This is a genomic window from Streptomyces sp. NPDC046859 (genome assembly GCF_040645135.1).
In the GTDB taxonomy this organism is placed as follows: domain Bacteria; phylum Actinomycetota; class Actinomycetes; order Streptomycetales; family Streptomycetaceae; genus Streptomyces.
This window is the reverse complement of sequence record NZ_JBEYXR010000001.1, coordinates 35,625-59,986: the sequence shown is the minus strand read 5'-3', so window position 1 is coordinate 59,986 and position 24,362 is coordinate 35,625. Positions and strand designations below refer to the sequence as shown.

Sequence of the window (24,362 nt, the reverse complement as noted above, 5' to 3'; positions counted from 1 at the left end):
TGAGTCCTCGTGAGCTTCTGGGAGTACCTGGGCAACCGCCACCAGCAGCTGTTCGCCGACGCCCTGCAGCACGCCGGCGCGGTCCTGCAGTGCATGGTGGTGGCGACCCTCATCGGGGTGCTGATCGGGGTGCTGACGTACCGCAGCGAGTGGGCCGGGAACCTGGCCACGCTGACCACCTCGGGCATCCTGACCATCCCGTCCCTCGCCATGATCGGCCTGCTCATCCCGATCGTGGGGCTGGGCGTGGCGCCGACGGTGATCGCCCTGACGCTGTACGGGCTGCTGCCGGTCGTGCGCAACTGCGTCGTCGGGCTGCGCGGCGTCGACCCGTCCCTGGTGGACGCCGCCCGCGGGATCGGGATGTCCCGGCTCGCGCAACTGCTGCGGGTGGAGCTGCCGCTGGCCTGGCCGCCGATCCTGACCGGCATCCGGGTCGCCACCCAGATGCTGATGGGCATCGCCGCGATCGCCGCGTACGCGTCGGGTCCCGGCCTCGGCAACGTGATCTTCCGCGGGCTGGCCTCGCTGGGCAGCGCCAACGCGCTCAACCAGGTGCTCGCGGGCACCGTCGGGATCATCATCCTCGCGCTGCTGTTCGACGCCGCCTACGTCGTCCTCGGACGGCTGACCATTCCCAGGGGGATCCGTGTCTGAGAGCGACCACCACGGTGCCTCCATCGAGCTGGAGAACCTGACCAAGCGCTACCCCGGCAGCCCGCAGCCCGCCGTCGACAACGTGAACATGGAGATCAAGGCGGGCGAGGTGGTGGTCTTCGTCGGCCCCTCCGGGTGCGGCAAGTCCACGACCCTGAAGATGATCAATCGGCTGATCGAGCCGACCAGCGGCCGCATCCGCATCGACGGCGAGGACGTCACCGACATGGACCCGGTGAAGCTGCGCCGCCGCCTCGGCTACGCCATCCAGTCGGCCGGGCTGTTCCCGCACATGACGGTCGCCCAGAACATCGGCCTGGTGCCGAGGATGATCGGCTGGTCCAAGGCCCGGATCGCCTCCCGCGTGGAGGAGCTGCTCGACCTGGTGGGACTGGACCCCGGCGAGTTCCACGGCCGCTACCCCCGCCGGCTCTCCGGCGGGCAGCAGCAGCGGGTCGGCGTGGCGCGGGCGCTGGCCGCCGACCCGCCCGTGCTGCTGATGGACGAGCCGTTCGGCGCGGTCGACCCGATCACCCGGGACCACCTCCAGGACGAGCTGATCCGGCTCCAGCAGGAACTGCACAAGACGATCGTGTTCGTCACGCACGACTTCGACGAGGCCATCAAGATCGGCGACCGGATCGCGGTGCTGCGCGAACGCTCGCACATCGCCCAGTTCGACACCCCGGAGGCGATCCTCACCAACCCGGCCGACGACTTCGTGTCCGGGTTCGTCGGCGCGGGCGCGGCGCTGAAGCGGCTCAACCTGACCCGGGTGCGGGACGTGGAGATCACCGACTACCCGACGGTGACCATCGACGACCCGCTCCAGGAGATCTTCAACCGGCTGCGCTCCAGCGGCACCAACGAGATCCTGCTGCTCGACAAGCGGCGCCGCCCCTACAAGTGGCTGCGGCGCGGCGACCTGATGCGCGCCCGCGGTTCACTGGCCCGGGCCGGGACGCCGGTCAGCGACACCGTGACCCGGGACGCCACCCTGCGGGACGCCCTGGAGGCCGTCCTCACCGACAACACCGGACGGGTGGCGGTGACCGGGCGGCGCGGCGAGTACGAGGGCGTCGTCGACATGGAGACGCTGATGAACTCCGTGCACGAACTGCTGGAGGCCGACCGGCTGGAGGCGCTGGAGGCCCAGCACGAGCTGGAGGACCAGCGCAGCGGGCTCACCCGCGCCGAGCAGGAGGGCGGCACGGAAGGGCGGGAGTCGTGAGCACGTCCCAGGCGCCGGGCGCGGCGACGGGGGAGGAACACCTCGCTCCCGAGGACGAGGAGGCGCCCCCTCCCCCGCCCCCGAAGCGGCCGCCGCGCAAGCTGAGCTGGCAGAAGCTCACCGTCGTGCCGACGATGCTGGTGCTGCTGCTCCTCGCGACCTGGCTGTGGTTCCGGCAGGCCGACCTCGACCCGATCTCCGAGAACGCGCTCTCCGACGGCCAGGTCTCGCAGGCCCTGTGGGAGCACATCGAACTGACCGTGATCTCCACGTTCTTCGTGCTGATCATCGCGATCCCGCTGGGCATCCTGCTGACCCGGCGGGCCTTCAGCAAGGCCACACCGGTGGCGCTGGCGTTCGCCAACATGGGCCAGGCGACCCCGGCGATCGGGCTGCTCGCCCTGCTGGTGATCTGGCTGGGCATCGGCCGCCGGGCGGCGCTGATCGGCATCATCGTCTACGCCGTCCTGCCCGTGCTGTCCAACACGATCGCCGGTCTCGAGGCGAACGACCCGACGCTGCTGGAGGCGGCCCGCGGCATCGGGATGTCCCCGGCGGGCGTGCTGACGCGGGTCGAGCTGCCGCTGGCGGTGCCGCTGATCCTGGCGGGTGTGCGCACGGCCCTCGTCCTCAACGTGGGTACGGCGACCCTCGCGGTGTTCGGCGGGGGCGGCGGGCTGGGCGTGCTGATCACGGCCGGCATCACCAACCAGCGGATGCCGGTGCTGGTGCTGGGCTCGATCCTCACCGTGTCGCTGGCGCTGCTGGTGGACTGGCTGGCGTCGCTGGCCGAGGTGCTGCTGCGGCCGAGGGGGCTGGACCTGTGAGGCGGCCGGCCGTCCTGCTGGCGGCGGGACTGCTGATGACGGCGGCGGCCTGCGGGCTGACCAGCGGCAGCCCCATGGTCGACGACGTGGAGCCCGGCACGATCGGGCGGGGCGACCCCCTCGAAGGCGCCAAGCTGACGGTCACGTCGAAGTCGTTCACCGAGCAGCTGATCCTCGGCGCGATGATGGGCATCGCCTTCGAGGCGGCCGGTGCCGAGGTGGTGGACCGCACCGGCATCCAGGGCTCCATCGGCAGCCGGGAGGCCGTGGTCAAGGGAGAGGCGGACGCCGGGTACGAGTACACGGGCACCGCCTGGATCACGTATCTCGGGCACAGCGATCCGATCAGCGACCCGCGGGAGCAGTGGGAGGCGGTGAAGAAGGAGGACGCGGGCAACGGGGTGACCTGGCTGCCGCCGTCCCGGCTGGACAACACCTACGCGCTGGCCACGAACCAGGCCAACCACCGCAGGTACCGCACGGACGACCTCTCCGAGGTGGCCGCCCTGTCGAAGTCCGACCCGTCCGCGGTGACGCTGTGCGTCGAGGTCGAGTTCGCCAACCGGGCCGACGGGCTGCGGGGCATGGAGAAGACGTACGGCATGGACGTGCCGCCGCGGAACATCACGCAGATGGACACCGGGATCATCTACACCCAGACGGCGAAGGGCAGTTGCACCTACGGCGAGGTCTTCACCACCGACGGCCGGATCAAGTCCATGAACCTGGTGGTGATGGACGACGACAAGCACTTCTTCCCGAACTACAACGCCGCCCCGATGGTCAACACCAAGACCCTGCGGAAGTGGCCGGCCATCCCCGACGTCCTGGACCCGATCACGAAGAAGCTGGACAACGCGGTGGCGCAGGAACTGAACGCGAAGGTGGACGTGGACGGGGAGGACCCCCACCAGGTCGCGCTGGACTGGTTGAAGCAGGAGGGCTTCGTGAAGTGACCGCCCGGCCTCAGCAGGCCGGGACCGTGCCCTTGCCTGACGTGAGCGCGTCGAGGGCGCCGATCGCGCCCTTCAGGGTGGTCACCGGGACCAGGCGCAGCCCTTCGGGGAGTTCCGCCTTCGCGTCGCCGCACTCGTCCTTCGGCACCAGGAACACCGTCGCGCCGTCCCGCCGGGCGGCCTGCGTCTTCAGGGCGACCCCGCCGACCGCGCCGACCTTGCCGGCGGGGTCGATGGTGCCGGTGCCGGCGATGGTGCGGCCGCCCGTGAGGTCGCCGCCGCCGCCGTCGCCCTCGATCTTGTCGACGATGCCGAGCGAGAAGAGCAGACCGGCACTCGGGCCGCCGACGTCCGCGAGCTTCAGGGTGACCTTGACGTCCTTGCCGTCGAGGTCGAGGTAGTTCAGGGCGGCCTCGGTGGCGTCGTTCTGGGACTCCTTCATCTGCCGGGTGTTGAACCGCTCGATCTCCCGCGTGCTCCGGCCGCTGGGATAGACCGAGTCGCGCGGCATGACCGCCTGGTCGGTGCTGAACCAGGCGTCGATCACGTCGCCGAGCCGCACCGTGGTGTCGGGCGACGTGGCCTCGATCGTCGTCATGCGCAGCTGGCCGCTGGTGTCCCGGGTCGGCGCACCGGAGATCGTGATGACCGGCTCGCCCCGGTTGTCGCCGAGCACGTTCGCCGTCAGACCGGGCTGCGTCAGCGAGAACGGCAGGGGCGCGAAGGCCGCGGTGGCGAGCAGGGCCGCCACCGGCAGGGCGCAGACGGCGAGGGCCCGGGGGCGCGTGAGGCGTGAGAGCACGGGTCAAATCTAACGTGGCGGCGTGTCGGCCCGGACCGGGGCCGGGGCCGTCTCTCGGGCGGCGGCCGGGGCGGCACGGATCGCGGAGTGCCGGGCGGCTCACACGCGGTACAGGCCCGCGCCCGACGCCGCCGCGCGTGGGTGGCCAAGGCCCGGCGACCCCTCGGGGTCCGCCCGTCCTCTCCTCGCCGGCCGGTGTCCGCAGGTCCTCGGGACCCCGGCCGGTCCGGGCCGCGCGCACCGCGCCGAGGAGCCCCGCCGCCCGGCGGCCTCACGCGCGGTACAGGTCCCGCCGCGCCGTGGTGAAGCGCCGCAGGGTCTCGGGAAGCGGCCGGACGCCGATGCCCGGGCCGCGTGGCACCGGCAGGTGGCCGTCGGCGAGGACGAAGGGCTCCGTGACGTCCTCGGCGAAGTAGCGGGCGGACGCCGAGGTGTCGCCGGGCAGGGTGCAACCGGGCAGCGCGGCCAGCGCCAGGTTGGCCGCGCGGCCGATGCCCGTCTCCAGCATGCCGCCGCACCACACCGGCACCCCGTGCGCGTGGGCCACGTCGTGGACGCGCCGCGCCTCCAGGTAGCCGCCGACCCGGGCCGGTTTCACGTTCACCGCCCGGCAGGCGTCCAGCGCGATCGCGGACGCGGTGTCGCGGGCGCTGTGCAGCGACTCGTCCAGGCAGACGGGGGTGGCGAGCCGCTGCTGGAGGCGGGCGTGGGCGTACAGGTCGCCTCCCGTGAGGGGCTCCTCGACCAGCAGCAGCCCGAACGCGTCGAGCCGCCGCAGGTGCTCGGCGTCCGCGAGCGTGTAGGCGGCGTTGGCGTCGACCTGGAGCGGCATCGCATCCCCGAAGCGCTCCCGCACCGCGCGGACCGGCTCCAGGTCCCAGCCGGGCTCGATCTTCAGCTTGATCCGCACGTACCCCTCGGCGAGGTACCCCTCGACCTCGTCCAGCAGCTCCCCGACGGTCGGCCGGATTCCGACCGACACCCCGGCGGGCACCCGCTCGCGCACCGCCCCGAGATACGCGGCCAGGGACATGCCGTACGACCGCAGCTCGGCGTCGAGGACCGCCGTCTCCAGGGCCGCCTTCGCCAGCTCGTGCCCCTTGACGCCGCTCAGGGCCGGGCCGAGGGCGTGGGCGGTGAGCGCGGGCAGGGCGGCGGCCCGGGGCAGCAGGACGTCCCGCAGCACGATCTCGGCCCCGGCCACGAACTCCGCGCAGTACAGCGGCTCCGGGTCGCCGGCGAACTCCGACCAGCCCTCGGCGGTGTCGGTGACGACCCGCAGCAGGAAGGTGTCCTTCGTCGTCATCGTGCCGAAGGAGGTGCGGAACGGGGTGACGAGCGGGATCGCGACCCGGACCAGTTCGACGCGCTCCAGTTTCACGGGGGGCCCTCCCGTCGGGTGAGCGTGTACCAGCCGTCACGGGACATGGCGGTCGCCGTGAACCCCTCGGCGAACGCCTTCGTGAACACCTCGCGCACGGCCCGCCGCCAGCCGAGGGCGAGTTCGGGGTCCGTGGCCCGCAACGCCACGACGTCGTCCGGCACCCGGCACCACACGTACCGGTCCCCGGGGTCGCGGCGGGCGAGCGGCCCGCCGTCCGGCGCCGGGTGGGTGACGGGCGCGGCCTCGCGCACGGCCGTCGCGTCGGCGGACGGCCGCCGCGTACCGGTCAGGTCCCAGGTGACCTCCAGCCGGTCGCTCTCGTCGCCGTCGTTCACGCCGTCGGCCATGGGCCCGTAGAAGTCGACGAGGTAGCCGGTGCCCTCGGCGCCCAGCTTGACGAAGTTGAAGCGGGCGTTGCGGCCCACCAGCGGGTCGAAGGTCCAGCGCATGGTGCGCGCCCCGAGCCCCACCGCCCACACCCGCTGAGCCTCCTTGAGCCGCGGCCCGAGCCCCCGCTCGGCGGCCGCGAGCAGCGAGTACGTCTCTCTGGCCGCCGGCGGCCCGAACACGGCGACACAGCCGCCGACGACCCGCTCCCCGTCGTGCGCGGCGTGCACCGCACCGCCCGCGTGGGCGAGGCTGTTCAGCGTCTCGGGCAGCAGCGGCGGCGCGCTGCGCGGGGTCTTCCACACGTCACTGAAGTAGTCGGCGACGGCGGCGAACCCTGCGGGGTCGTGGACGGTGCGGATGCTCAGTGAGGTCATGACACGAGTGTCGGAGGTGGCGCGGGGGCTGCCTAGGGGGCCGCGCGCCAGGTCCGCGGGCGCGTCAGCGGAGCGCTTCGGCGACCTCCCGGGCCGCGTCCACGACCCGCTGCCCGACCCGCTCCGGTACGGCGTCGGCGAGCATCACGACGCCCACGCTGCCCTCGACACCGGTGACGCCGATCAGCGGGGCGGCGGCCCCGCTCGCCCCGGCCTCCAGTTCGCCGTGGGTCAGGGTGTACCCGGGGCCCTCGGAGGGCTGCTTCCGGGCGGCGAGGATGGCGCGGCCCGCGGCCCCGCGGTCCAGGGGGTGCCGGAAACCCGCCCGGTAGGCCACGTGGTAGTCGGTCCAGGTCGGCTCCACCACGGCGACGGCCAGCGCCTCGGAGCCGTCCACGAGCGTCAGATGGGCCGTCGCGCCTATGTCCTCGGCCAGGGAGCGCAGCGCGGGCAGCGCGGCCTCGCGCACCAGCGGATGCACCTGGCGGCCGAGCCGCAGCACGCCGAGCCCGACGCGGGCGCGGCCACCGAGGTCGCGGCGTACGAGGGCGTGCTGTTCGAGCGTGGCGAGCAGCCGGTACACGACGGTCCGGTTCACGCCCAGTTTGTTGGAAAGCTCGGTGACGGTCAGTCCGTGGTCCGTATCGGCCAGCAGCTTGAGGACGCGCAGTCCCCTGTCGAGCGTCTGAGAGGTCTCCGCGGTCACGACGCCCACTCCTTAGTGGTGAGGTCGACGGCCTCGTCGCGGCGGATGCGTCACCGAGTCCCGTCGGTCACGCGCTTCAGAGGCCGCCGATCGGCCGGCGGTCCGGCCTTCCGGACCGCGTCGCTTCACGGCTGCGCTCCGCGGCTGCGCTGCCACGGGGCGTGTGCGTAGGCGGACATTAGCGAAGCCGGTTCGCTGAGCGGAAGGCTCCGTCCAGAATCCGGGCATGCGCTGGTACGGACCGCACGGGTTCGCCCGTATATGGACGGCGCACCGAGATGCGGGACGGGCGTGAGGTGCCCTGTGAGGCGCGCGAGTTCGCGGCACGCGGCTGGCGCGCGCCGGATCACCGCATCCGGGTGGCCCACTCCTGCACCTTGGCGATCCGCTGGCGCAGCTGCCCGGCCGTCGCCTCGGCGCTCGGCGGCCCCCCGCACACGCGCCGCAGCTCCGTGTGGATGACGCCGTGCGGCTTGCCGCTCTGGTGGACGTAGGCGGAGACCATGGTGTTGAGCTTCTTGCGCAGCTCCATCATCTCCTTGTGCGAGACGACCGGGCGCCGCTCGGCGGGCAGCTCGAGCAGGTCGGCCTCGGCGTCCGGCTTCTTGCGGCTGTGCGCGATCTGCCGGGCCTGCCGCTTCTGCAGCAGCAGCTGCACCTGGTCCGGCTCCAGCAGGCCGGGGATGCCGAGGTAGTCCTGCTCCTCCTCGCTGCCCGGGTGGGCCTGCATGCCGAACTCGGCGCCGTCGTAGAGGACCCGGTCGAAGACGGCGTCGGACTCCAGCGCCTCGAAGGGCAGCGTGTCCTGCTCGCCGGTGTCCTCGTCCTGCTCCTTGTTCGCCTCCTCCATCTCCTTCTCGGACTCGGCGTACGGGTCCTCCTCGCCCTCCTTCTTCGGCTTGTCGAGGGCGTGGTCGCGCTCGACCTCCATCTCGTTGGCGAAGGTGAGCAGGTCGGGCACGGTCGGCAGGAAGACGGAGGCCGTCTCGCCGCGCCGCCTGGACCGTACGAAACGGCCGACGGCCTGCGCGAAGAAGAGCGGCGTGGAGATCGTGGTGGCGTACACGCCGACCGCGAGCCGGGGTACGTCGACGCCCTCGGACACCATGCGGACCGCCACCATCCAGCGGTCGTCGCTGCCGCTGAAGTCGTCGATCCGCTTCGAGGCGCCGGCGTCGTCGGACAGCACGAGGGTCGCCTTGTGCCCGGTGATCTCGCGGATCAGCTTGGCGTAGGCGCGGGCGGAGTCCTGGTCCGAGGCGATGACGAGGGCCCCCGCGTCGGGGATCGCCTTGCGCACCTCGGTCAGCCGCTGGTCGGCGGCGCGCAGCACGGACGGCATCCAGTCGCCGCGCGGATCGAGCGCGGTGCGCCACGCCTGGGAGACGGCGTCCTTGGTCATCGGCTCGCCGAGGCGGGCGGCGATCTCGTCGCCCGCCTTGGTGCGCCAGCGCATGTTGCCGCTGTAGGAGAGGAAGAGGACGGGCCGCACGACGCCGTCGGAGAGCGCGGAGCCGTAGCCGTAGGTGTAGTCGGCGGCGGAGCGGCGGATGCCGTCGTCCCCCTCCTCGTACGTCACGAACGGGATGGGGTTGGTGTCGGACCGGAAGGGCGTACCGGTCAGGCAGAGCCGGCGGGTGGCCGGCTCGAAGGCCTCCAGGCACGCCTCGCCCCAGGACTTCGAGTCACCGGCGTGGTGGATCTCGTCGAGGATCACCAGGGTCTTGCGCTGCTCGACGCGGTTGCGGTGCAGCATGGGGCGCACGCCGACGCCCGCGTACGTCACCGCGACCCCGTGGTAGTCCTTGCCGAGCGGGCCCGCGCTGTACTCGGGGTCCAGCTTGATGCCTATGCGCGCCGCCGCCTCCGCCCACTGCTTCTTCAGGTGCTCGGTCGGCGCGACCACGGTGACCTGCTGCACGACGTGGTGGTGCAGCAGCCAGGAGGCGAGGGTGAGGGCGAAGGTCGTCTTTCCGGCGCCGGGCGTGGCGACCGCGAGGAAGTCGCGCGGCTGCTCCTGGACGTACTTCTCCATCGCACCCTGCTGCCAGGCGCGCAGCTTGCTCGCGGTGCCCCAGGGGGCCCGTCCGGGGAAGGCGGGGGAAAGGTGGTGCGAGGAGGCGGCGGTGGTAGTCACGGTCTCCGTACGGGGGTCGGTTCAAGGGCCGCACACGGTCCGCGGGGCGGGCGGTCGGCCTGCGTATGACAACCGGGCCACCCTACCGGCGGCCCGGCACCCGCCCGGCGCGGACCGGGCCGGGTCACCCGCGGGTGGGACTGACGTCACAGCGGGAGGGCTTCGCCGGGGCGGGCTCAGTGCTCCCGGAGCCGGGTGGTCACCCAGGCGCCCACCAGGGCGACCGCCGCCATCGGCAGGAACACCACCGCGAAAGCCGCCGGGTGCGAACCGGCACCGGACGGGTCGACCGGGGCGTGGCTCAGCGCGCCCCCGCCCAGCGCGGCGAAGGCGGCGCCGCCCGCCGCCAGCAGGACGACGTTCGACAGGGCGTCGGAGATCTGGAGGGCGGCGGAGTTGGTGCCGGCCTCCTCCGGGGCGGAGAGCTTGAGCAGCAGGACGCTGGTGGAGGAGATCACCAGGCCCATCCCGAAGCAGCCGAACGCCCAGGCCACGGCGAGCGTCCAGGCGGGCACGGAGTGGATCAGCACGCTCGGCGCCGCCGCGACGGCCGCGGCGACCAGGACCATCCCGCCGGTCGTCAGCCGTTCCCGGTACGGCTCCACGCGCGGCCGGGACTGCACCCAGGAGCCCAGCGCCCAGGTGACACCGCCGGCCGCGAGCGAGAACCCGGCGAGCGTCGGCGACAGGCCCCGCTGGGTGACCAGCATCAGCGGCACGAAGGACTCGGCCGCGATGAAGGACCCGGCGGCCACGCCGCGCAGCAGCACCACGGACGGCAGACCCCGCGCCGCGCGGTAGGTGCCGCGCGGGAGCAGGCCGAGCGCGGCCGGCACGAGGAGCGCGGCACCGAGGGCGCCGGGGACGAGGGAGATCCACCTCAGGTCCTGGGCGGCGTACTGCAGCAGCCCGGCGCCGAAGGAGATCGCGAGGGCGAGCCGGATACGGCGCCGGTCGAAGGAGGCGCTGCCCCCGGCGCCCGGCACGGGGCCGGCGGCGCGGCGGCGTATCTGGGGCAGGGCGAGGCCCAGCGGGAGGAGCACCAGCACGGGGATGCCGACGAACACCCACCGCCAGCCCAGGTGCTCGGTGACCGCGCCGGAGGCCAGCGGGCCCACGATCGACGGCACGACCCAGCTCGCGGCGAAAGCCGCCATGATCGCCGGGCGCAGCCGCTCGGGGTAGGCGCGGCCGACGACGACGTACAGGGCGACGATGACCAGTCCGCCACCGAGCCCCTGGACGGCCCGGCCGAGGATGAACAGCCACATGGCCCCCGCGGTGCCGGACAGCAGCAGCCCGGCCCCGAAGGCGGCGATGCCGCAGGTCAGCGGCGCGAGCGGGCCGCGCCGGTCGGACCACTGGCCCGACAGCACCATGCCGAACAGGCTGGTGGTGAAGTATCCGGAGAACGCGAAGGCGTACAGCGACACCCCGTCCAGCTCGCGGGCCGCGACCGGCATCGCCGTCCCGACGGCGGTCGCCTCGAAGGCGATGAGCAGCACGACGGAGACGATCCCGATGCTCAGGGCCCGGTACGACCGCCCCAGCACGGACTCCTCCGCCGCGACGGCGGAGGGGACGGCGGACGTCTTGGCGACATCGGCGTCGCGCGGCTCGAGGGCAGTCATGGTCGCCAGAGTAAGGGCCGTGACTGACATTGACCCCTGTCGGGGGCCTCTCCCCGCCTCGGACCTTGGTCGTACGACGGTCCTACGACCGCCCGCTTCATGAACGCGGTGTGGCAGTCGCGTTGCGGACCGCACGCTTCCCTTGAGCCCCGCCCCACCCCGCCCGTACGGTCGAACCACCGACCAGGCCCGTCCCACCGGGCCTGCGAACGGCCGTGTGCCCGAGTGGTTCAGGGACTCGCCTGCAAAGCGAGTTACGCGGGTTCGATTCCCGCCACGGCCTCCACAGCCCGACCGGGCGACGCAGGGGCGGCACCACTGAGGTGCCGCCCCCTTTTCCGCCCATTCCTCCTCCTCGCCCCACAGCCCTCCCCCGTCTCTCCCCGAACAGGAGCACAACCCTCCATGGCCACGGAGGGTCCTGTTGGTGTCGGGGTCGTGGCCTCGGCCGCCGTGCTCTCTGTCCACCGAGGAGACCCATCCGTGCGCCAGCGCATCCGCACCTCGCACCTTCGCACCTCGGCCGCCCTGGTGGCCGCCGCCGTGATCGCCGCCGCCGTTCCCGCGCTCGCCGCTCCCTCGGCGTACGCGGAGGAGGGCGAGGCGAACCTGGTGATCTCGGAACTGCCCGAGACGTCTCCCGAGCCCGGCGACGTGTACGACGAGAACGTCGTCATCACCAACAAGGGCACCGCCGCGGCGGACGGGCTCACCTTCCGGGTCCGGCTGACCCGTGGGCTGGACTTCCCGGCGCAGGTGCCCGGCTGCACCTACACGACCGTCGAGGACCGGGTCCGCCAGGCGCTGTGCGAGATCGACGAGGTCATCGAGCCGGGCGCCTCCATCGAGACGCCCGTGCGGTTCAAGGCGCTGCCCGAGGCCCTGATGGAGGCGGTCCAGTACGGCACCTCCGCCACCGGTGAGGCCCCGGGCGACGGGTACGACGACAGTCACCGGCGGCTCACGCTGACCGCGGACAGCTCGGCCGACCTGGCGGCCGTAGGGGAGGACACCGAGGCCCTGGCGGGCGACCGGCAGTCGATCACCGTGCGGCTGCGCAACGACGGGCCCGGCTGGATCCAGAACCAGGAGAGCGACGACCAGACGGCGCTGATGGTCCGCATCCCCAAGGGCACCACCGCCTCCATGGTGCCGAAGACGTGCGCGCCGTTCGGCGTCGACGGCCCGACCGGGCCGGGCGGCACACCGGGCAAGTCGACGTACGTCTGCACGCCGGCCGACAACACGCTCGACGTCGGCGAGGAGGCGCTGTTCACGTTCATGCTGGAGATCGGCGAGGACACCAGGACGACGACGGGTGAGGTGAAGGCGACGTCGGTGTACGACATCCACCCCGCCTTCGACAAGAACCCCGCCAACGACAAGGACGTCATCCGCGTCGCCATCCCGACCGACTACGAGCCCGAACCGACGCCCTCCGCGGGGTCCTCCGGCGGTGGCGGCACGGGGGGCAACGGCTCCTCCGGCGGCAACGACCCGTCCGGTCAGACCACCGGTGGCTCCGGAGGCACCGGCGGTTCCTCGACGGGCGGCTCCGGCACCGGCACCGGCACGGTGGACGGGAACCTGGCGAGCACCGGCTCGGACGGCACCCCGCTGATCGCGGGCGCCGCTGCCGCCGCGGCGGCCCTGGGCGCCGGACTCCTCCTGGCCGTGCGCCGGCGTCGCGCCACGGGAACCGAGACCGGCTGACGGACGACGGGCATCCGCTCCCGGAGCGGCTCGTCCCGGGGCAGCTCGTCCCCGGGGCAGCTCGTCCCCGGGGCAGCTCGTCCCTGGGAGCACCGGCGCCGAGTCGGCGGGCGCGAGGCTCCGGCACGCAGACGGCCTCGTCGACTCGGGGGCATCTTGCTGCCCCGTGCGCCCGGCGTCGCACCGCCGGGGGACCGAGGCCGGCTGACGGACGACGGGCATCCGCTCCCGGGGCGGCTCGTCCCTGGGGCGGCTCGTCCCGGGGGCAGCTCGTCCCTGGGGGCACCCGGCGCCGGATCGGCGGGCGCGGGGGTCCGGCACGCCGATGGCCTCGTCGACTCGGGGGCGTCCTGGCCCGTGCGCCCGGCGGCGCGCCGCGGGGGACCGAGGCCGGCTGACGGGCGCCCACGCTCCCCGGGCCGTCGGTGTCAGGAGCGCTCCGCGCCGGGTCAGCGGGCGCAGGACTCCAGTACGCCGACGGCCTCGTCCTGGAACGCTTCGGTCCAGTAGTGCCGGGCCGCGCCGCCCGTCGCGGTGCCCGTCGGATCGACGGCGGACAGGACCTGGAGCATCGTCATCGCCAGCTGGTCGTAGGTGGCGGTCGTCAGCTCGTGGCCCGACGCCGCGTCGATCGCCCGCTCGCGGTGCAGCAGCCAGAGGGTGAAGGCGAGCGTCGAGACGTCCGTGTTCAGCGGGTACAGGCGCGCCTCGCGCCCGCTCCAGTGCAGGACCGCGCCGGTCAGGCCGTCGAGGACGAGGCTGCCGTCCTCCGCGAGGTCGCCGAGGCGGATCAAGGAGGCGGCGCCCGGCGGCAGTTCGGCCGAGGCGTCGCAGTCGGCTTCGTACTCGTCCAGGGCGGCCAGCGGCGCGTCCGTGTCCAGCGTGAACAGGAACCCGCCCTCCGGCAGGCCCACTTCGCGCAGGAAGCGGCGGGTCGGCTCGTGTCCGAGGGCGGCCGGGAAGTCGACCTCCTCGAAGCGGACCACCGCGCGCCGGCCGAACTCCTCGTCCAGCAGCCGCGGCGGCAGGTCCAGGGCGAGCCCGGACTGACCGGCACGGCCCGCGACGAGCGCCAGCGGCCGGATCAGCGCGGCCATCTTCCAGAACGGCGCGGGCTCGCCGTCCGCGCCCTCCTCGAACACCGACAGCAGATGCCGGGACGCCTCCGCGACCGCCTTGGTGCCGTACCGCCCGGCGTAGGAGGCGAACTGGCCGCGCAGACCCGCCAGTTCGTCCGTGGCCTCGGCGAAGCGGACCAGGGTGCGCAGGGAGGGCGCCAGGGCGCGGCGGTCCATCAGGTCGGGCCGGTCGTGCAGCAGATGGGTCGTGGAGACCTCGCCGGTCGCGCCGTCCAGGAGGACGGACTCGGTCTCCTGGCCGCCGGGGCCGAGCAGTCCGCCTATCACCAGCTGGTCGCGCAGCTCGGCCGCGAGCCGGCCCGCGTCGCCGGTGGAGTCGGCGACCGTGCGCAGGCCGGCGCGGGACAGCTCGGCGAAGCTCAGCACCGAGTTGCCGCCGGGGAGTCCGGGGCCGGTCAGCCAGCGCCGCGTGGACGCGTGCGTGACGTACGGGTCGAGTTCGGGCTCGGACAGGATGATCGTCCGGTCACCCGCCTGGGTCGTGATCGTCGTGCTCATGGCTCCCCCGCATGCGCTTGCTCACCGCCCCTGGGCACGACACGGCCTGACCGGCCGGCCACCGCATCCGGCCGTCGTCCCCACTGCCCAGAACACTACGCGCCACCACTGACATCGCACCGGGCCCGGCACGGCCGTGGGAAGCGCTTCACCTCAGTAGACGCCCAAGCACCCCGGGTACGTTCCCACAACGCGCCGAATTCGCGCCGGATCCTGGCCCGGCGGCGGTCCGCCGGGCCCGGTCACTGGGTGTGGACGACCGCGGCCTGGGGGCGGATCGGCAGCCGGTTGACCGGGCGGCCGGTCGCGGCGCGCACGGCCGAGGCGACGGCCGCGGGCGACGTCACCACCGGTACGGCGCTCACCGCCTTCGCGCCGAACGGCGCGACGACGTCCCGCTCCTCGACCAGTTTCACGATCTGGATGTCGGGGGCGTCCAGCGCCGTGGGCAGCGCGTAGCCGGTCAGGTCGGGGTGGCGGATCAGCCCGCGCGCGGAGCGCAGGTTCTCCGTGAGCGCTATGCCCACGCCCTGGGTGACGCCCGCCTCGATCCGCGCCTCCAGCTGGGCGGGGTTGAGGACCCGGCCGACGTCCTGGGCGAGCGCCAGCTCGACCACGCGCACCGAGCCCAGCTCGATGTCGACGTCGACGACCGCGCGGATCGCGCAGAAGGACATGCCGACGAACGCGTCGCCCTGCCCCGCGCCGTCCAGCGGCTCGGTCGGGTGCGGGCGGCACTGGGCCGTGGCCCACAGCTCCTTGCCCTCCAGCGCCTCGGTGACGGTGGTGGACAGGACGCCGTCGTAGGAGGTGATCTTTCCGTCGGTGATCTGGAGCAGCTCGGTGGACATGCCGAACTTGTGCGCCAGGGGCTGCAGGAGCTGGGTGCGGACCATCTTGGCGGCCCGCTCGACGGCGCCGCCGGAGACCCAGGTGTGCCGGCCGCGGCAGCCCGCGCCGGCCGGGGGCTGGTCGGTGTCGACCGGCGCCACGTGCACCTCGTCGATGCCCAGGGTCTCCTGGACGATCTGCCGGGCGAGGGTGGTGAAGCCCTGGCCGGTCTCCACGGCGGCGCACAGCACCGTCGCGACGCCGTCGTGGACCTTCACGGTGGCCGTGGACACCTCGTCGGCGCCCTCGGCGCCGAGCATGTGCACCATGCCGAGGCCGTAGCCCACGCCGCGCCGCACGGCGCCCGGTTCGCCCGCGCCCTCGGGGCCGCCGGGCAGCAGCCACTCCTCCTCGGGGGTGTCCTTGGGCAGCGGCGGCAGCGGGTGGTCCCGTACGGCCTGGAGCAGTTCGGCGACCGGGGCCGGGCAGGTCACGGTCTGGCCGGTCGGCAGGACGTCGCCGGTGGCGAGCGCGTTGCGCAGGCGCAGCTCGGCCGGGTCCACGCCGAGCTTCTTGGCCAGCTTGTCCATCTGCGCCTCGTACGCGGCGCACACCTGCATGGCGCCCTCGCCGCGCACATGGCCGGAGGGCGGGTTGTTGGTGCGCACGGCCCAGCCCTCGATGAAGGCGTTGGGGACCACGTACGGGCCGCAGGCGAAGGCGACCGCGGCGGCCAGCGCCTCGGAGGAGGTGTCGGCGTAGGCGCCGGCGTCCAGCAGGATCTGCGCCTCGACCTTGACCAGCCTGCCCTCGGCGTCCGCGTGGTGGCGGTAGCGCAGCAGGGTGGGGTGCCGGTGGGTGTGGCCGAGGAAGGACTCCTCGCGGGTGGCGGTGAGCTTCACCGGGCAGCCGGTCTTCAGCGCGAGCAGCCCGAGGGGCAGTTGGAAGCCCTGGTCCTCGCGGTCGGCGGTGGCGCCGGGGACGCCGGTGACGACGACCTTGACGCGCTCGGGCTCCAGGCCGAAGCAGGCGGCGGCGCGGTCGCGGTCGCTGTGCGGGTCGGTCGAGGCGAGGTAGAGCTCCACGCCTCCGTCGGGGCGCGGCACGGCGAGCCCGGCCTCGGCGCCGATGGGGGCCGGGTCCTGGCGGCCGATGCGGTACAGGCCCTCGACGACGATGTCGCCGACGGCGTCGGGGTCGCCGTGGCGCAGCGGGATGTGCCGGATCAGGTTGCCGTCGGGGTGCAGCGACTCGGCCTCGAAGGCATGCTCGGGATCGGTCACCGGGTCGAGCACCTCGTACTCGACGATGACGGCGGCGGCGGCCAGCCGCGCGGTGTCGGGGTGGTCGGCGGCGACGGCGGCGATGGGCTCGCCGTGGTGGCGTACGACGTCGGAGGCGAAGACGGGCCGGTCGGCCCGGCCGCGGCCGAGCAGCGGGCTGCCGGGAACGTCCTCGTGGGTGACGACGGCGCGGACGCCGGGCATCTCCCGCGCGTGGGAGGTGTCGATGGACGTGATGCGCGCGTGCGGGTGCGGGGAGCGCAGGACGGCCGCCCACAGCAGGCCCTCCGCCCACAGGTCGGCCGCGTAGGGGAAGGTGCCCTCGGTCTTGGCGCGGGCGTCGGCGGCCGGCAGGGAGGCGCCGAGGCCGTGCGGGACCTGCTCGGGGGCGGGTGCGGCCTCCGCGGCGGTGGTCGCGGTGGCGGCTTCGTTGCTCACGCCTGGCCTCCGTCCTGGCCGTACGGGTCATGCGGTTCCATGGCGCCGGGCGCCTCGAACGCCGAGGCGTTGACGCCGCCGGCTCCCGGGCCCGCCTGGTGCGGGATGCGCGGCTCGTCCTCGTCCCCCTCGGGGGCCTCGTGGGCGGCGCGTTCGGCGACGACCTCCTGGACGGCCCGGACGACGCCCCGGTAGCCGGAGCAGCGGCAGAGGTTGCCGCACAGGGCCTGGCGGGTCTCCAGCTCGCTCGGGGCCGGGTTTCCCTCCAGCAGGTCGTGCACGGTCATCGCCATGCCCGGCACGCAGAAGCCGCACTGCACGGCGCCGCAGCGGGCGAGCGCGCGCTGCACGTCGGAGGGGTACCCGTCCTCGGCGAGCCCTTCGACGGTGCGCACCTCGCTGCCGGCGGCGGTCACGGCCGGCACCAGGCAGGACGCCACGAGCCGGCCGTCGACCTGGACGTTGCAGGCGCCGCACTCGCCCTGCGAGCAGCCGTCCTTGGCGCCCGCGAGGCCGAGCCGCTCGCGCAGCACGTACAGCAGCGACTCGCCGATCCAGGCGTCGGAGACGGGCCGGTCGACGCCGTTGACACGCAGGACGTAGGAGGCGAGGGGGTGTTCCTCGCCGGGGGCCGGGGGCGTCTCGCCGGGCTCCTCGGCGCGGGCGCCGTCCGCGTCGCCCTCGGTGGAGGGCTCCGCGGGGCTCTGGGCGGTCTCTGCGGCGTCGCGGGCGTCCTCGGCGGCCGCCACGGCCTCGCCCGCCTCACGGACGGCCTGGGCGGCCTTCGCGGCGTTCTCGGCGGCTCGCTCGGGGGTGTGCGTCGCCGGGGGCTGCTCGTGACCGGGACCCTGGGCGCCGGGCCGCTCGGCACCGGCGTCGCGCGGTCCGTCGGTCACGGGCTCGCCGGGCTGCTCCCAGGGCTGCTCGGGCGGCTGGGGCGCCCAGGGGGCGGAGGCGCCGCCCGGCAGCGTGGCGGGGGCTCCGCCGCCCCACTGCTCGACGAGCGAGGAGGTGGTGAACTCGCCCGACTCGTCCGGAAGGTCGCCTCCGGCGAGCGGGATCGACCACTGCCCGGTGACGTCCTGCCCGGGCGGCCGGCCCTGGGCGTCCGGGATGTTCCACTGCTGGGTGGCCGCGGGGTTGTACGTGAACCGGTCGCCGCCCTCCTGGGGCGCGCCGTTCGGGTCGGGCCACCCGGTGCCCTCGCCGGGCGTGCCCGGGGCGGGCCAGCCGGCCGCGGCGGCCGGGTCGGTGGTGCCGGGCGCGGCGGTGATGCGCGGCGGCACGTATCCCTGACCGGGTGCGGCGAGCGGGCTGTCGGAGGAGGCCAGGAGGGCGTCGATGCCGCCTTCGGGCAGCTCGACGAAGGCGGTGGCGCCGTCGTCGTACTCGCCCTGGGGCAGCGGGTCCCAGCGGCCGTTGCCGCGGGGCGTGCCCTCTCCGTGCCGGTCGTCGGTCACGACAGCGCCCTCCCCAGTGCTCGTCGGGCCAGCGCGGCGACGGTGCGCCGCAGGTGCAGAACGGCGGGCGGGTGCTGGGCCACGGTCCCGTCCTCGGCCGGGGCCGGGTCGGGGATGCAGGCCGCGGCGACGTACTCGCCGAAGGCCTGCAGCGCCTCGGGGACGATGGCGCGGTTGTTGTCCCAGTCGATCAGCTGGGCGACCCACTGCTCGGCCTCCAGGGGCCGCAGCGGCATCGGCGCTATGGCGCCCACCGCGCAGCGGATGCCGCGCCGGGCCGGGTCGAGGACGACCGCGACGGACGCGAGGGCCCGCCCGGGGCCGGTGCGGCCGGTGGCCTTGAGGAAGACCTGCGGGGCGTGCAGCAGCGGTACGCGCACGTAGCCGATGAGTTCACCGGCGCGCAGCGTGTCCACGCCCGCCAGCAGGTGCGACACCGGGATCTCGCGGCGGGCCCCGCCGGGGCCCGCGATGATCAGGGTCGCCTCCAGGGCGGCGAGGACCGGCAGCGCGTCACCGGTGTGGGACGCGGAGGCCACGTTGCCGCCGAGGGTGCCGGCGTTGCGGATCTGCGGCGGGCCGGCGGCGCGCGCGGCGGCCGCGAGCGCCGGGATCAGGGCGGCGAAGTCGGGGCGGCCCATCCGCGCGTGGGTGAGTCCGGCGCCGAGCAGGGCGTGGCCGTCCTGGTACTGCCAGCCGCGGATCTCGCTGATCTTGCCGAGTCCGACGAGGGCGGCGGGCCGCAGCTGCCCGGAGTTGACGGCGGCCATGAGGTCGGTGCCGCCCGCGACGGGCACGGCGGCGGGCATGGCGGTGAGCGCCGCCACGGCCTCGTCCAGCGTCGTGGGCAGCGTGACGGCCTGCGCCGCCTGCGGTGCGTGCGTGGTCAAACCGGCTGCCCCTTCCCGCTGCCCCACCTGGTCCCACCTGTGTTGCCGTACGGTACGTGCTGACAGGGCGGACGTGGCAACTCTGGCACATCTTCCCAGGGCACGCGGACACGGGTCCGCTAGGAGGCATTCGCCCACCTCATCGGGGAGATGGTCCGTTTTGGGGCGGCATCACCGTTGAGTGCCGATTGACACTCTTCGGTGACCCGCCGCCGGTTTTTCCATCATCTGTTCGGAGGCGGTCCGTCGATCGGACGGCCGAGCACCCCGGGGCGCCGCTGCCACGGGCGCGGCCCGGCAGGCGGCCGGTAGGAGACGCCCAGGGCGTCGAGCCGCGCGTAGTGGGCGGCCATCCGCCGCTCGAAGCCGGCGAAGTCCCGCTCCACCGGGGCGGGCAGGGCGCTCCAGGCGACCTCGGCGAAGGCGGCCAGCCGCGGGAAGGTCTGGTAGTCGACGCGCGCGGCGTCCTCCATCACCTCGGTCCACACGTTGGCCTGCGTGCCGAGCACGTGCCGGGACTCCTCCGGCGTCAACTCCCCGGGCACGGGCTCGAACCGGTAGACGTCCTCCAGGGTGCGCACGTACCCGATCGGCACCGGTTCGTCGGCGCCCGCGTCCTGCCGGTGGTCCAGGTACACCTGCTGCTCGGGGCACATGACGACGTCGTGCCCCGCGCGGGCCGCCGCGACGCCGCCCGCGTAGCCGCGCCAGGACGACACGGCGGCGCCCGGCGCGAGTCCGCCCTCCAGGATCTCGTCCCAGCCGATGAGCCGGCGCCCGCGCGCGGACAGCCACCGGTCGAAATGGCCGATGAACCAGGCCTGGAGACCGTCCTCGTCCTTCAGGCCGAGTTCCCGGATGCGTTCCTGCGCGGCGGGCGAGTCGCGCCACTGGTCCTTGAGGCATTCGTCCCCGCCGACATGCACGAACTCGCCCGGGAACAGTTCCAGGACTTCCTCGAACACCCCCTCGTAGAAGCGCAGGGTGGTGTCGGTGGGGGCGAGTACGTTCGGGGAGATCCCCCAGGAGTCCCAGACGCAGAGGGCGGTGGTGTCGACGACGTCGGTGTTGCCGAGTTCCGGGTACGCGACGATCGCGGCCTGCGAGTGCCCGGGCACGTCGATTTCCGGGACGACGGTGATATGCCGCTCGGCGGCGTACGCCACGATCTCGCGGATGTCGTCCTGGGTGTAGAAGCCACCGTGCGGCTTCTCCTCCCAGAGCGGGGAGGCACGGTGGCCGAATTTGGTGCGCGCCCGCCAGGCCCCGGTCCCGGTGAGCCGGGGGTACTTCCTGATCTCGACGCGCCAGCCCTGGTCGTCCGTCAGATGGAAGTGGAAGACGTTGAGTTTGTGGGCGGCCATCAGGTCCAGGTAGCGCAGGACGTTGTCCTTGGGCATGAAGTGCCGCGCCACGTCGAGCATGAGGCCGCGCCAGCGGAATCGGGGGGCGTCCTCGACGGTCCCGTGCGCGAGGGCGGGAAGGGCGCCGGACCGGACCGGGGCGCGGCGGAACGCCTCCGGGCCGAGGAGCTGACGCAGGGTCTGGGCGCCCCAGAAGACACCGGCGGCGTCGCCTCCCCGGATCTCGACGCCGCCGTCCGGGCCGGCGGTGAGCCGGTACGCCTCCGCGTCCAGGGTGCCGTCCAGGAGCAGCCTGATGGCGCCGCGCGCGTCCCGCGGCCCAGGTCGCAGGGGCAGGCCGAACGCCGCGCCGAGGGTGGCGCGCAGCCAGCGTTCCGCGGTGCCCGTGCCGTCGGCCGCCCACAGGGTGGTGTCCGCGTCGAGCGTGAGGGTGCCCTCCCCCGGGCCCTCGGTCGCGCGCGGTGCGGGAATCAGTTCTCTCGCGGAAGTCACGTCAGTCAGGTCAGTCACGTCAGTCCTTGACCGCCCCGCCCAGCCCCGACACCAGTCGCCGCTGTACGAGGACGAAGAAGATCAGCACCGGAATCGTCATCACCGTGGACGCCGCCATCACGCCGCCCCAGTCCGGCTCGTCCGGCTTGTAGAAGACGAGCAGGGCCATCGGGAGGGTCGACTGGGAGGTGTCGCTGATGATGAACGACTTGGCGAACAGGAAGTCGTTCCAGGCGGAGATGAAGGAAAACACACTCGTGGCCACGAGGCCCGGGAAGACCAGGGGGAAAAGGATCTGCCACAGGAATCGCGAACGGCTCGCGCCGTCCATGTACGCGGCCTCCTCCAGGGCCTCCGGAACGGCCTTCACAAACCCTCGCAGCATCCAGATCGCGAAGGGCAGCGAGAAGGCGATATGGGGCAGGATCAGCGACCCGAGCGTGTTCAGCTGGCCGAAGTCCCGCATGAGGAAGAACAGCGGGATCGTCAGGGCCTCCACCGGCACCATCTGGGCCACCAGAAACATGATGAGCAGGGTGGTCCGGAAGCGGAACCGGAATCGCGTCACCGCGGTCGCGGCGAGAAACGCGATGAGCGCCGAGACGACCACGACCGTGCACGCGACGACGAGACTGTTGACGAAGTAACGGCCGAATTCGTTCTGCTCGAAGACCCTCCGGAAGGAATCCAGGGAGGGCGACAGGGTCCACGGCCGCGGTTCGGTGGACTCGATCTCCCCGGCCGGTTTGAAGGCGCCGAGCACCATCCAGTACAGCGGGAAGGCGACCACCACGGCGATCAGCAGCGCGGTGGCCTCCGCGAGCAGCCGCCGGGGACGCCGTACGAGGCGCGTCGCGTTCATCGGCCTCACAGTTCCTCCCCCTGCCGGCGCAGCAGCCGCAGGTACCCGAGCGTGACCGCCAGCAGGATCAGCAGCATCACGACACCGATCGCCGAGCCCAGGCTGTACTGCGAGGACGCGAACGCCTTCTGGTAGGCGTACACGTTCAGCACGAGGTTCTGGCCGGCGATGCCGCCGCCGTTGGTCATGACGTAGATCTGGGTGAAGACCTTGAAGTCCCAGATCACCGACTGGATGGTGACGACCACCAGGATCGGCCGCAGCATCGGCGCGAGGACCGAGCGCCAGATCCGCCACTGCGAGGCGCCGTCCAGGGCGGCCGCCTCCAGCACCTCGGCGGGGACGGCCCGGATCCCGGCGTAGACCGTCACCATCACGAACGGGAAGGAACACCAGACCACTTCGAGCAGCACCAGGGAGAAGGCGCTGAGGCGCCCGTACGTCCACGAGTGGTCGCCGAGCCCGAGCAGCCGGTTCACCGGCCCGAAGTCCGGGTCGAACAGGAACAGCCAGACCGTGGAGCCGGTGATGGCGGGGGTGGCCCAGGCCCCGAGCGCGGCCAGCATCAGCGCCAGCCGCGGCACGGCCCGCACCCGCGTCAGCAGCACGGCGAGCGCGCAGCCGGCGGCGAGCGTCGACAGGACGCAGGCCGCCGCGAAGGCGACGGTGGCGAGCAGCACCTGCCAGAACTGCTCGTCGGAGAACAGCTCCGCGTAGTTCCCGAGCCCCTGGAAGGTGGTCGGCTCGCCGCCGCTGACCTGGGCCTGGGTGTACTCGAAGAAGGAGATCAGGCCGAGCTGGTAGACGGGGTAGACGAGCAGTCCGCCGATGACGGCGAGGGCGGGTGCCAGGTAGAGCCAGGGTGTCGTGCTCCGCGGGCGGCGGGCCCGCGGCCGGGCGGGCGCTGTCATCCGGCGGAGCCGAACGCCGCGTCCATCTTCTTCGCCGCGTCGCGCGAGGCCCCGGCGACGTCCTTCTTGCCGCTGACGATCTCCTGGAACATGGTCGGCAGGACCAGCGACGAGTCGATCTGGGCCCAGGCGGGCGAGGCGGGCACGAACTTGGTCCCGGCGGCCAGCGTCTCGACGAACGGCTTCACGTACGGCTTCTTCGCCGCGGCCTGCCGGCGCACGTCGGCGAAGGTGGGCAGGAAGCCCATCGCCTCGAACATCGACTCCTGGGTGTCCTTCGCGGCCAGCCGCTCCATCAGCTCGACGGCCAGCGTGCGGTGGGACGTGCTCTTCAGGACGCCGATGTTGTTGCCGCCCGCGAACGCGGGTGCGACCGAGCCGGCTGTCACGCCGGGCAGGGGCACGACGGCGTACTTGCCCTTGACCTTGCCGGCCTCGACCGCGGCGTGGCTGAAGTCGCCGCCGATGGCCATGCCCGCCTTGCCCGCGGCGAACGCGGTGACGGTGTCGTTGCCGCCCATGCCGGCGCACTTGGCGGCGGGACAGTTGTCGTCGGAGAAGAGGGAGGTGTAGGCCTTGATGCCCTTCTGGGCCTGGGCGCTGTCGATCGCGGAGGCGTACGAGCCGCCCTTGCCCTCGGCGAGCTCCCCGCCGTTGGCCCACACGAACGGCATGGCGCCGTAGGTGTAGGCGCCGCCGACCACCAGGCCGTACAACTCGGGCCTCTCGGCGCGGATCTTGCGGGCGGTGGTGGCCAACTCGGCCATGGTCTCCGGCACTTCCAGACCGAGCTCGTCGAAGACGTCGGTGCGGTAGTACAGGGCACGGACGCCGACGTAGAAGGGGGCGCCGTAGACCTTGCCGTCGACGGTGACGGACTGGCGGGCGGTGGGGTCGGTGTCCTTCGCCTCGTCCCAGGCGGCGAACTCCTTCGTGACGTCGAGGAGTCCGCCGTCCTTCACATAGCCGGCGGTGTCGGTGTTGCCGTACTCCATGAGGTCCGGGGCGGACTCGGGGTCGTTGAACGCGGCCTTGACGCGCTGGGCGCGGGTCTCGACGGGGATGTACTCGACGTCGACCTTCGTGCCCTCGTGCTCCTTCTCGAAGCCGGCGACGACCGCGTCGACGACCTTCTCCTTGGGCTTGTTGCCGACCTCCTGGAAGAGCCAGACCCGCAGGGTGCCGGTCTTCTCGTCCTTGTCGGAGGAGGAGTCGCCGGTGGTCTGGGGGGCGCAGGCGGAGACGATCAGGGTGGCGGCCGCGAGGGCCGTGGCCCCGAGGACACGGGCAGCGGGCTTCCGGGTGTTCATGGCACTCCTCCGATGAGGCGTTGCATCATGCGCAATGGCGGTTTCGCTGTGCACAACACCGGGAGGCTAGGGAGTT

Annotated in this window: 19 protein-coding genes and 1 tRNA gene; 6 read left to right on the top strand and 14 right to left on the bottom strand. The window is 73.2% G+C overall.

Going from position 1 to position 24,362, the window contains the following annotated elements:
• Positions 1 to 9 precede the first annotated feature (9 nt).
• From ABZ899_RS00255 to ABZ899_RS00240, 4 genes are read left to right on the top strand one after another with little or no spacing between them, the layout of a single operon-like run.
• The gene (locus tag ABZ899_RS00255) at positions 10 to 657 is read left to right on the top strand and encodes an ABC transporter permease (RefSeq protein WP_361338539.1); all 648 of its coding nucleotides are present in this window, start codon (positions 10 to 12) and stop codon (positions 655 to 657) included.
• Positions 650 to 1,888, top strand: coding sequence for a betaine/proline/choline family ABC transporter ATP-binding protein (locus tag ABZ899_RS00250; protein ID WP_361338536.1), 1,239 nt, complete (start codon positions 650 to 652; stop codon positions 1,886 to 1,888). The genes ABZ899_RS00255 and ABZ899_RS00250 overlap by 8 nt, the downstream gene beginning before the upstream one ends.
• On the top strand, positions 1,885 to 2,715 hold the full coding sequence (locus tag ABZ899_RS00245; protein WP_361338533.1) for an ABC transporter permease: 831 nt from the start codon (positions 1,885 to 1,887) through the stop codon (positions 2,713 to 2,715). Before ABZ899_RS00250 ends, ABZ899_RS00245 begins: the two co-directional genes overlap by 4 nt.
• A gap of 35 nt (positions 2,716 to 2,750) precedes the next feature.
• Entirely contained in the window at positions 2,751 to 3,671 is a 921-nt protein-coding gene (locus ABZ899_RS00240) for a glycine betaine ABC transporter substrate-binding protein (RefSeq protein ID WP_361339503.1), read from the top strand.
• A gap of 10 nt (positions 3,672 to 3,681) precedes the next feature.
• Here the strand turns inward: ABZ899_RS00240 and ABZ899_RS00235 are convergent, their stop codons facing one another.
• The 6 genes from ABZ899_RS00235 to ABZ899_RS00210 all read right to left on the bottom strand — a co-directional run bounded on the left by ABZ899_RS00235 (position 3,682) and on the right by ABZ899_RS00210 (position 11,095).
• Positions 3,682 to 4,473, bottom strand: coding sequence for a S16 family serine protease (locus tag ABZ899_RS00235; RefSeq protein WP_361338531.1), 792 nt, complete (start codon positions 4,471 to 4,473; stop codon positions 3,682 to 3,684).
• A 271-nt stretch (positions 4,474 to 4,744) separates the two neighbouring features.
• Entirely contained in the window at positions 4,745 to 5,854 is a 1,110-nt protein-coding gene (menC, locus tag ABZ899_RS00230; protein WP_361338528.1) for an o-succinylbenzoate synthase, read from the bottom strand.
• Positions 5,851 to 6,621, bottom strand: coding sequence for a chorismate synthase (locus tag ABZ899_RS00225; protein ID WP_361338525.1), 771 nt, complete (start codon positions 6,619 to 6,621; stop codon positions 5,851 to 5,853). The genes menC and ABZ899_RS00225 overlap by 4 nt, the downstream gene beginning before the upstream one ends.
• Before the next feature lie 64 nt (positions 6,622 to 6,685).
• Positions 6,686 to 7,327, bottom strand: coding sequence for a helix-turn-helix domain-containing protein (locus ABZ899_RS00220; protein WP_361338522.1), 642 nt, complete (start codon positions 7,325 to 7,327; stop codon positions 6,686 to 6,688).
• A 346-nt stretch (positions 7,328 to 7,673) separates the two neighbouring features.
• Positions 7,674 to 9,464 carry a DEAD/DEAH box helicase gene (locus tag ABZ899_RS00215; protein ID WP_361338519.1) on the bottom strand — a complete coding sequence of 597 codons (1,791 nt, stop codon included), beginning with the start codon at positions 9,462 to 9,464 and terminating at the stop codon, positions 7,674 to 7,676.
• Between the two features lie 176 nt (positions 9,465 to 9,640).
• Positions 9,641 to 11,095, bottom strand: a complete 1,455-nt coding sequence (locus tag ABZ899_RS00210; protein WP_361338516.1) for an MFS transporter — start codon at positions 11,093 to 11,095, stop codon at positions 9,641 to 9,643.
• A gap of 211 nt (positions 11,096 to 11,306) precedes the next feature.
• Between ABZ899_RS00210 and ABZ899_RS00205 the strand changes: the two genes are divergently transcribed.
• Both ABZ899_RS00205 and ABZ899_RS00200 read left to right on the top strand, forming a co-directional pair.
• Positions 11,307 to 11,381: transfer RNA gene (locus ABZ899_RS00205), tRNA-Cys, on the top strand.
• Positions 11,382 to 11,578: 197 nt separating this feature from the next.
• Entirely contained in the window at positions 11,579 to 12,808 is a 1,230-nt protein-coding gene (locus ABZ899_RS00200) for an LPXTG cell wall anchor domain-containing protein (protein ID WP_361338513.1), read from the top strand.
• Between the two features lie 449 nt (positions 12,809 to 13,257).
• On the opposite strand, the gene ABZ899_RS00195 is transcribed toward ABZ899_RS00200, so the two are convergent.
• The 8 genes from ABZ899_RS00195 to ABZ899_RS00160 all read right to left on the bottom strand — a co-directional run bounded on the left by ABZ899_RS00195 (position 13,258) and on the right by ABZ899_RS00160 (position 24,286).
• Positions 13,258 to 14,445: an SUKH-4 family immunity protein gene (locus tag ABZ899_RS00195; RefSeq protein WP_361338510.1), complete on the bottom strand. Its 1,188-nt coding sequence runs from the start codon at positions 14,443 to 14,445 to the stop codon at positions 13,258 to 13,260.
• A gap of 242 nt (positions 14,446 to 14,687) precedes the next feature.
• A complete protein-coding gene (locus ABZ899_RS00190; RefSeq protein WP_361338507.1) occupies positions 14,688 to 16,997 on the bottom strand; it encodes a molybdopterin cofactor-binding domain-containing protein in 2,310 nt (769 codons plus the stop codon).
• A complete protein-coding gene (locus ABZ899_RS00185; RefSeq protein ID WP_361338505.1) occupies positions 16,994 to 18,457 on the bottom strand; it encodes a 2Fe-2S iron-sulfur cluster-binding protein in 1,464 nt (487 codons plus the stop codon). Before ABZ899_RS00185 ends, ABZ899_RS00190 begins: the two co-directional genes overlap by 4 nt.
• Positions 18,454 to 19,347 (bottom strand): FAD binding domain-containing protein, encoded by an 894-nt coding sequence (locus ABZ899_RS00180; RefSeq protein ID WP_361338502.1) that lies wholly within the window; start codon positions 19,345 to 19,347, stop codon positions 18,454 to 18,456. Before ABZ899_RS00180 ends, ABZ899_RS00185 begins: the two co-directional genes overlap by 4 nt.
• 224 nt (positions 19,348 to 19,571) lie before the next feature.
• Positions 19,572 to 21,221, bottom strand: coding sequence for a beta-N-acetylhexosaminidase (locus tag ABZ899_RS00175; RefSeq protein ID WP_361338499.1), 1,650 nt, complete (start codon positions 21,219 to 21,221; stop codon positions 19,572 to 19,574).
• A gap of 1 nt (position 21,222) precedes the next feature.
• On the bottom strand, positions 21,223 to 22,065 hold the full coding sequence (locus ABZ899_RS00170; RefSeq protein ID WP_361338496.1) for a carbohydrate ABC transporter permease: 843 nt from the start codon (positions 22,063 to 22,065) through the stop codon (positions 21,223 to 21,225).
• A gap of 5 nt (positions 22,066 to 22,070) precedes the next feature.
• Positions 22,071 to 22,976 carry a sugar ABC transporter permease gene (locus ABZ899_RS00165; RefSeq protein ID WP_361338493.1) on the bottom strand — a complete coding sequence of 302 codons (906 nt, stop codon included), beginning with the start codon at positions 22,974 to 22,976 and terminating at the stop codon, positions 22,071 to 22,073.
• Complete coding sequence (locus tag ABZ899_RS00160) at positions 22,973 to 24,286, bottom strand: extracellular solute-binding protein (RefSeq protein ID WP_361338490.1); 1,314 nt, start codon at positions 24,284 to 24,286, stop codon at positions 22,973 to 22,975. The genes ABZ899_RS00165 and ABZ899_RS00160 overlap by 4 nt, the downstream gene beginning before the upstream one ends.
• Positions 24,287 to 24,362 lie beyond the last annotated feature (76 nt).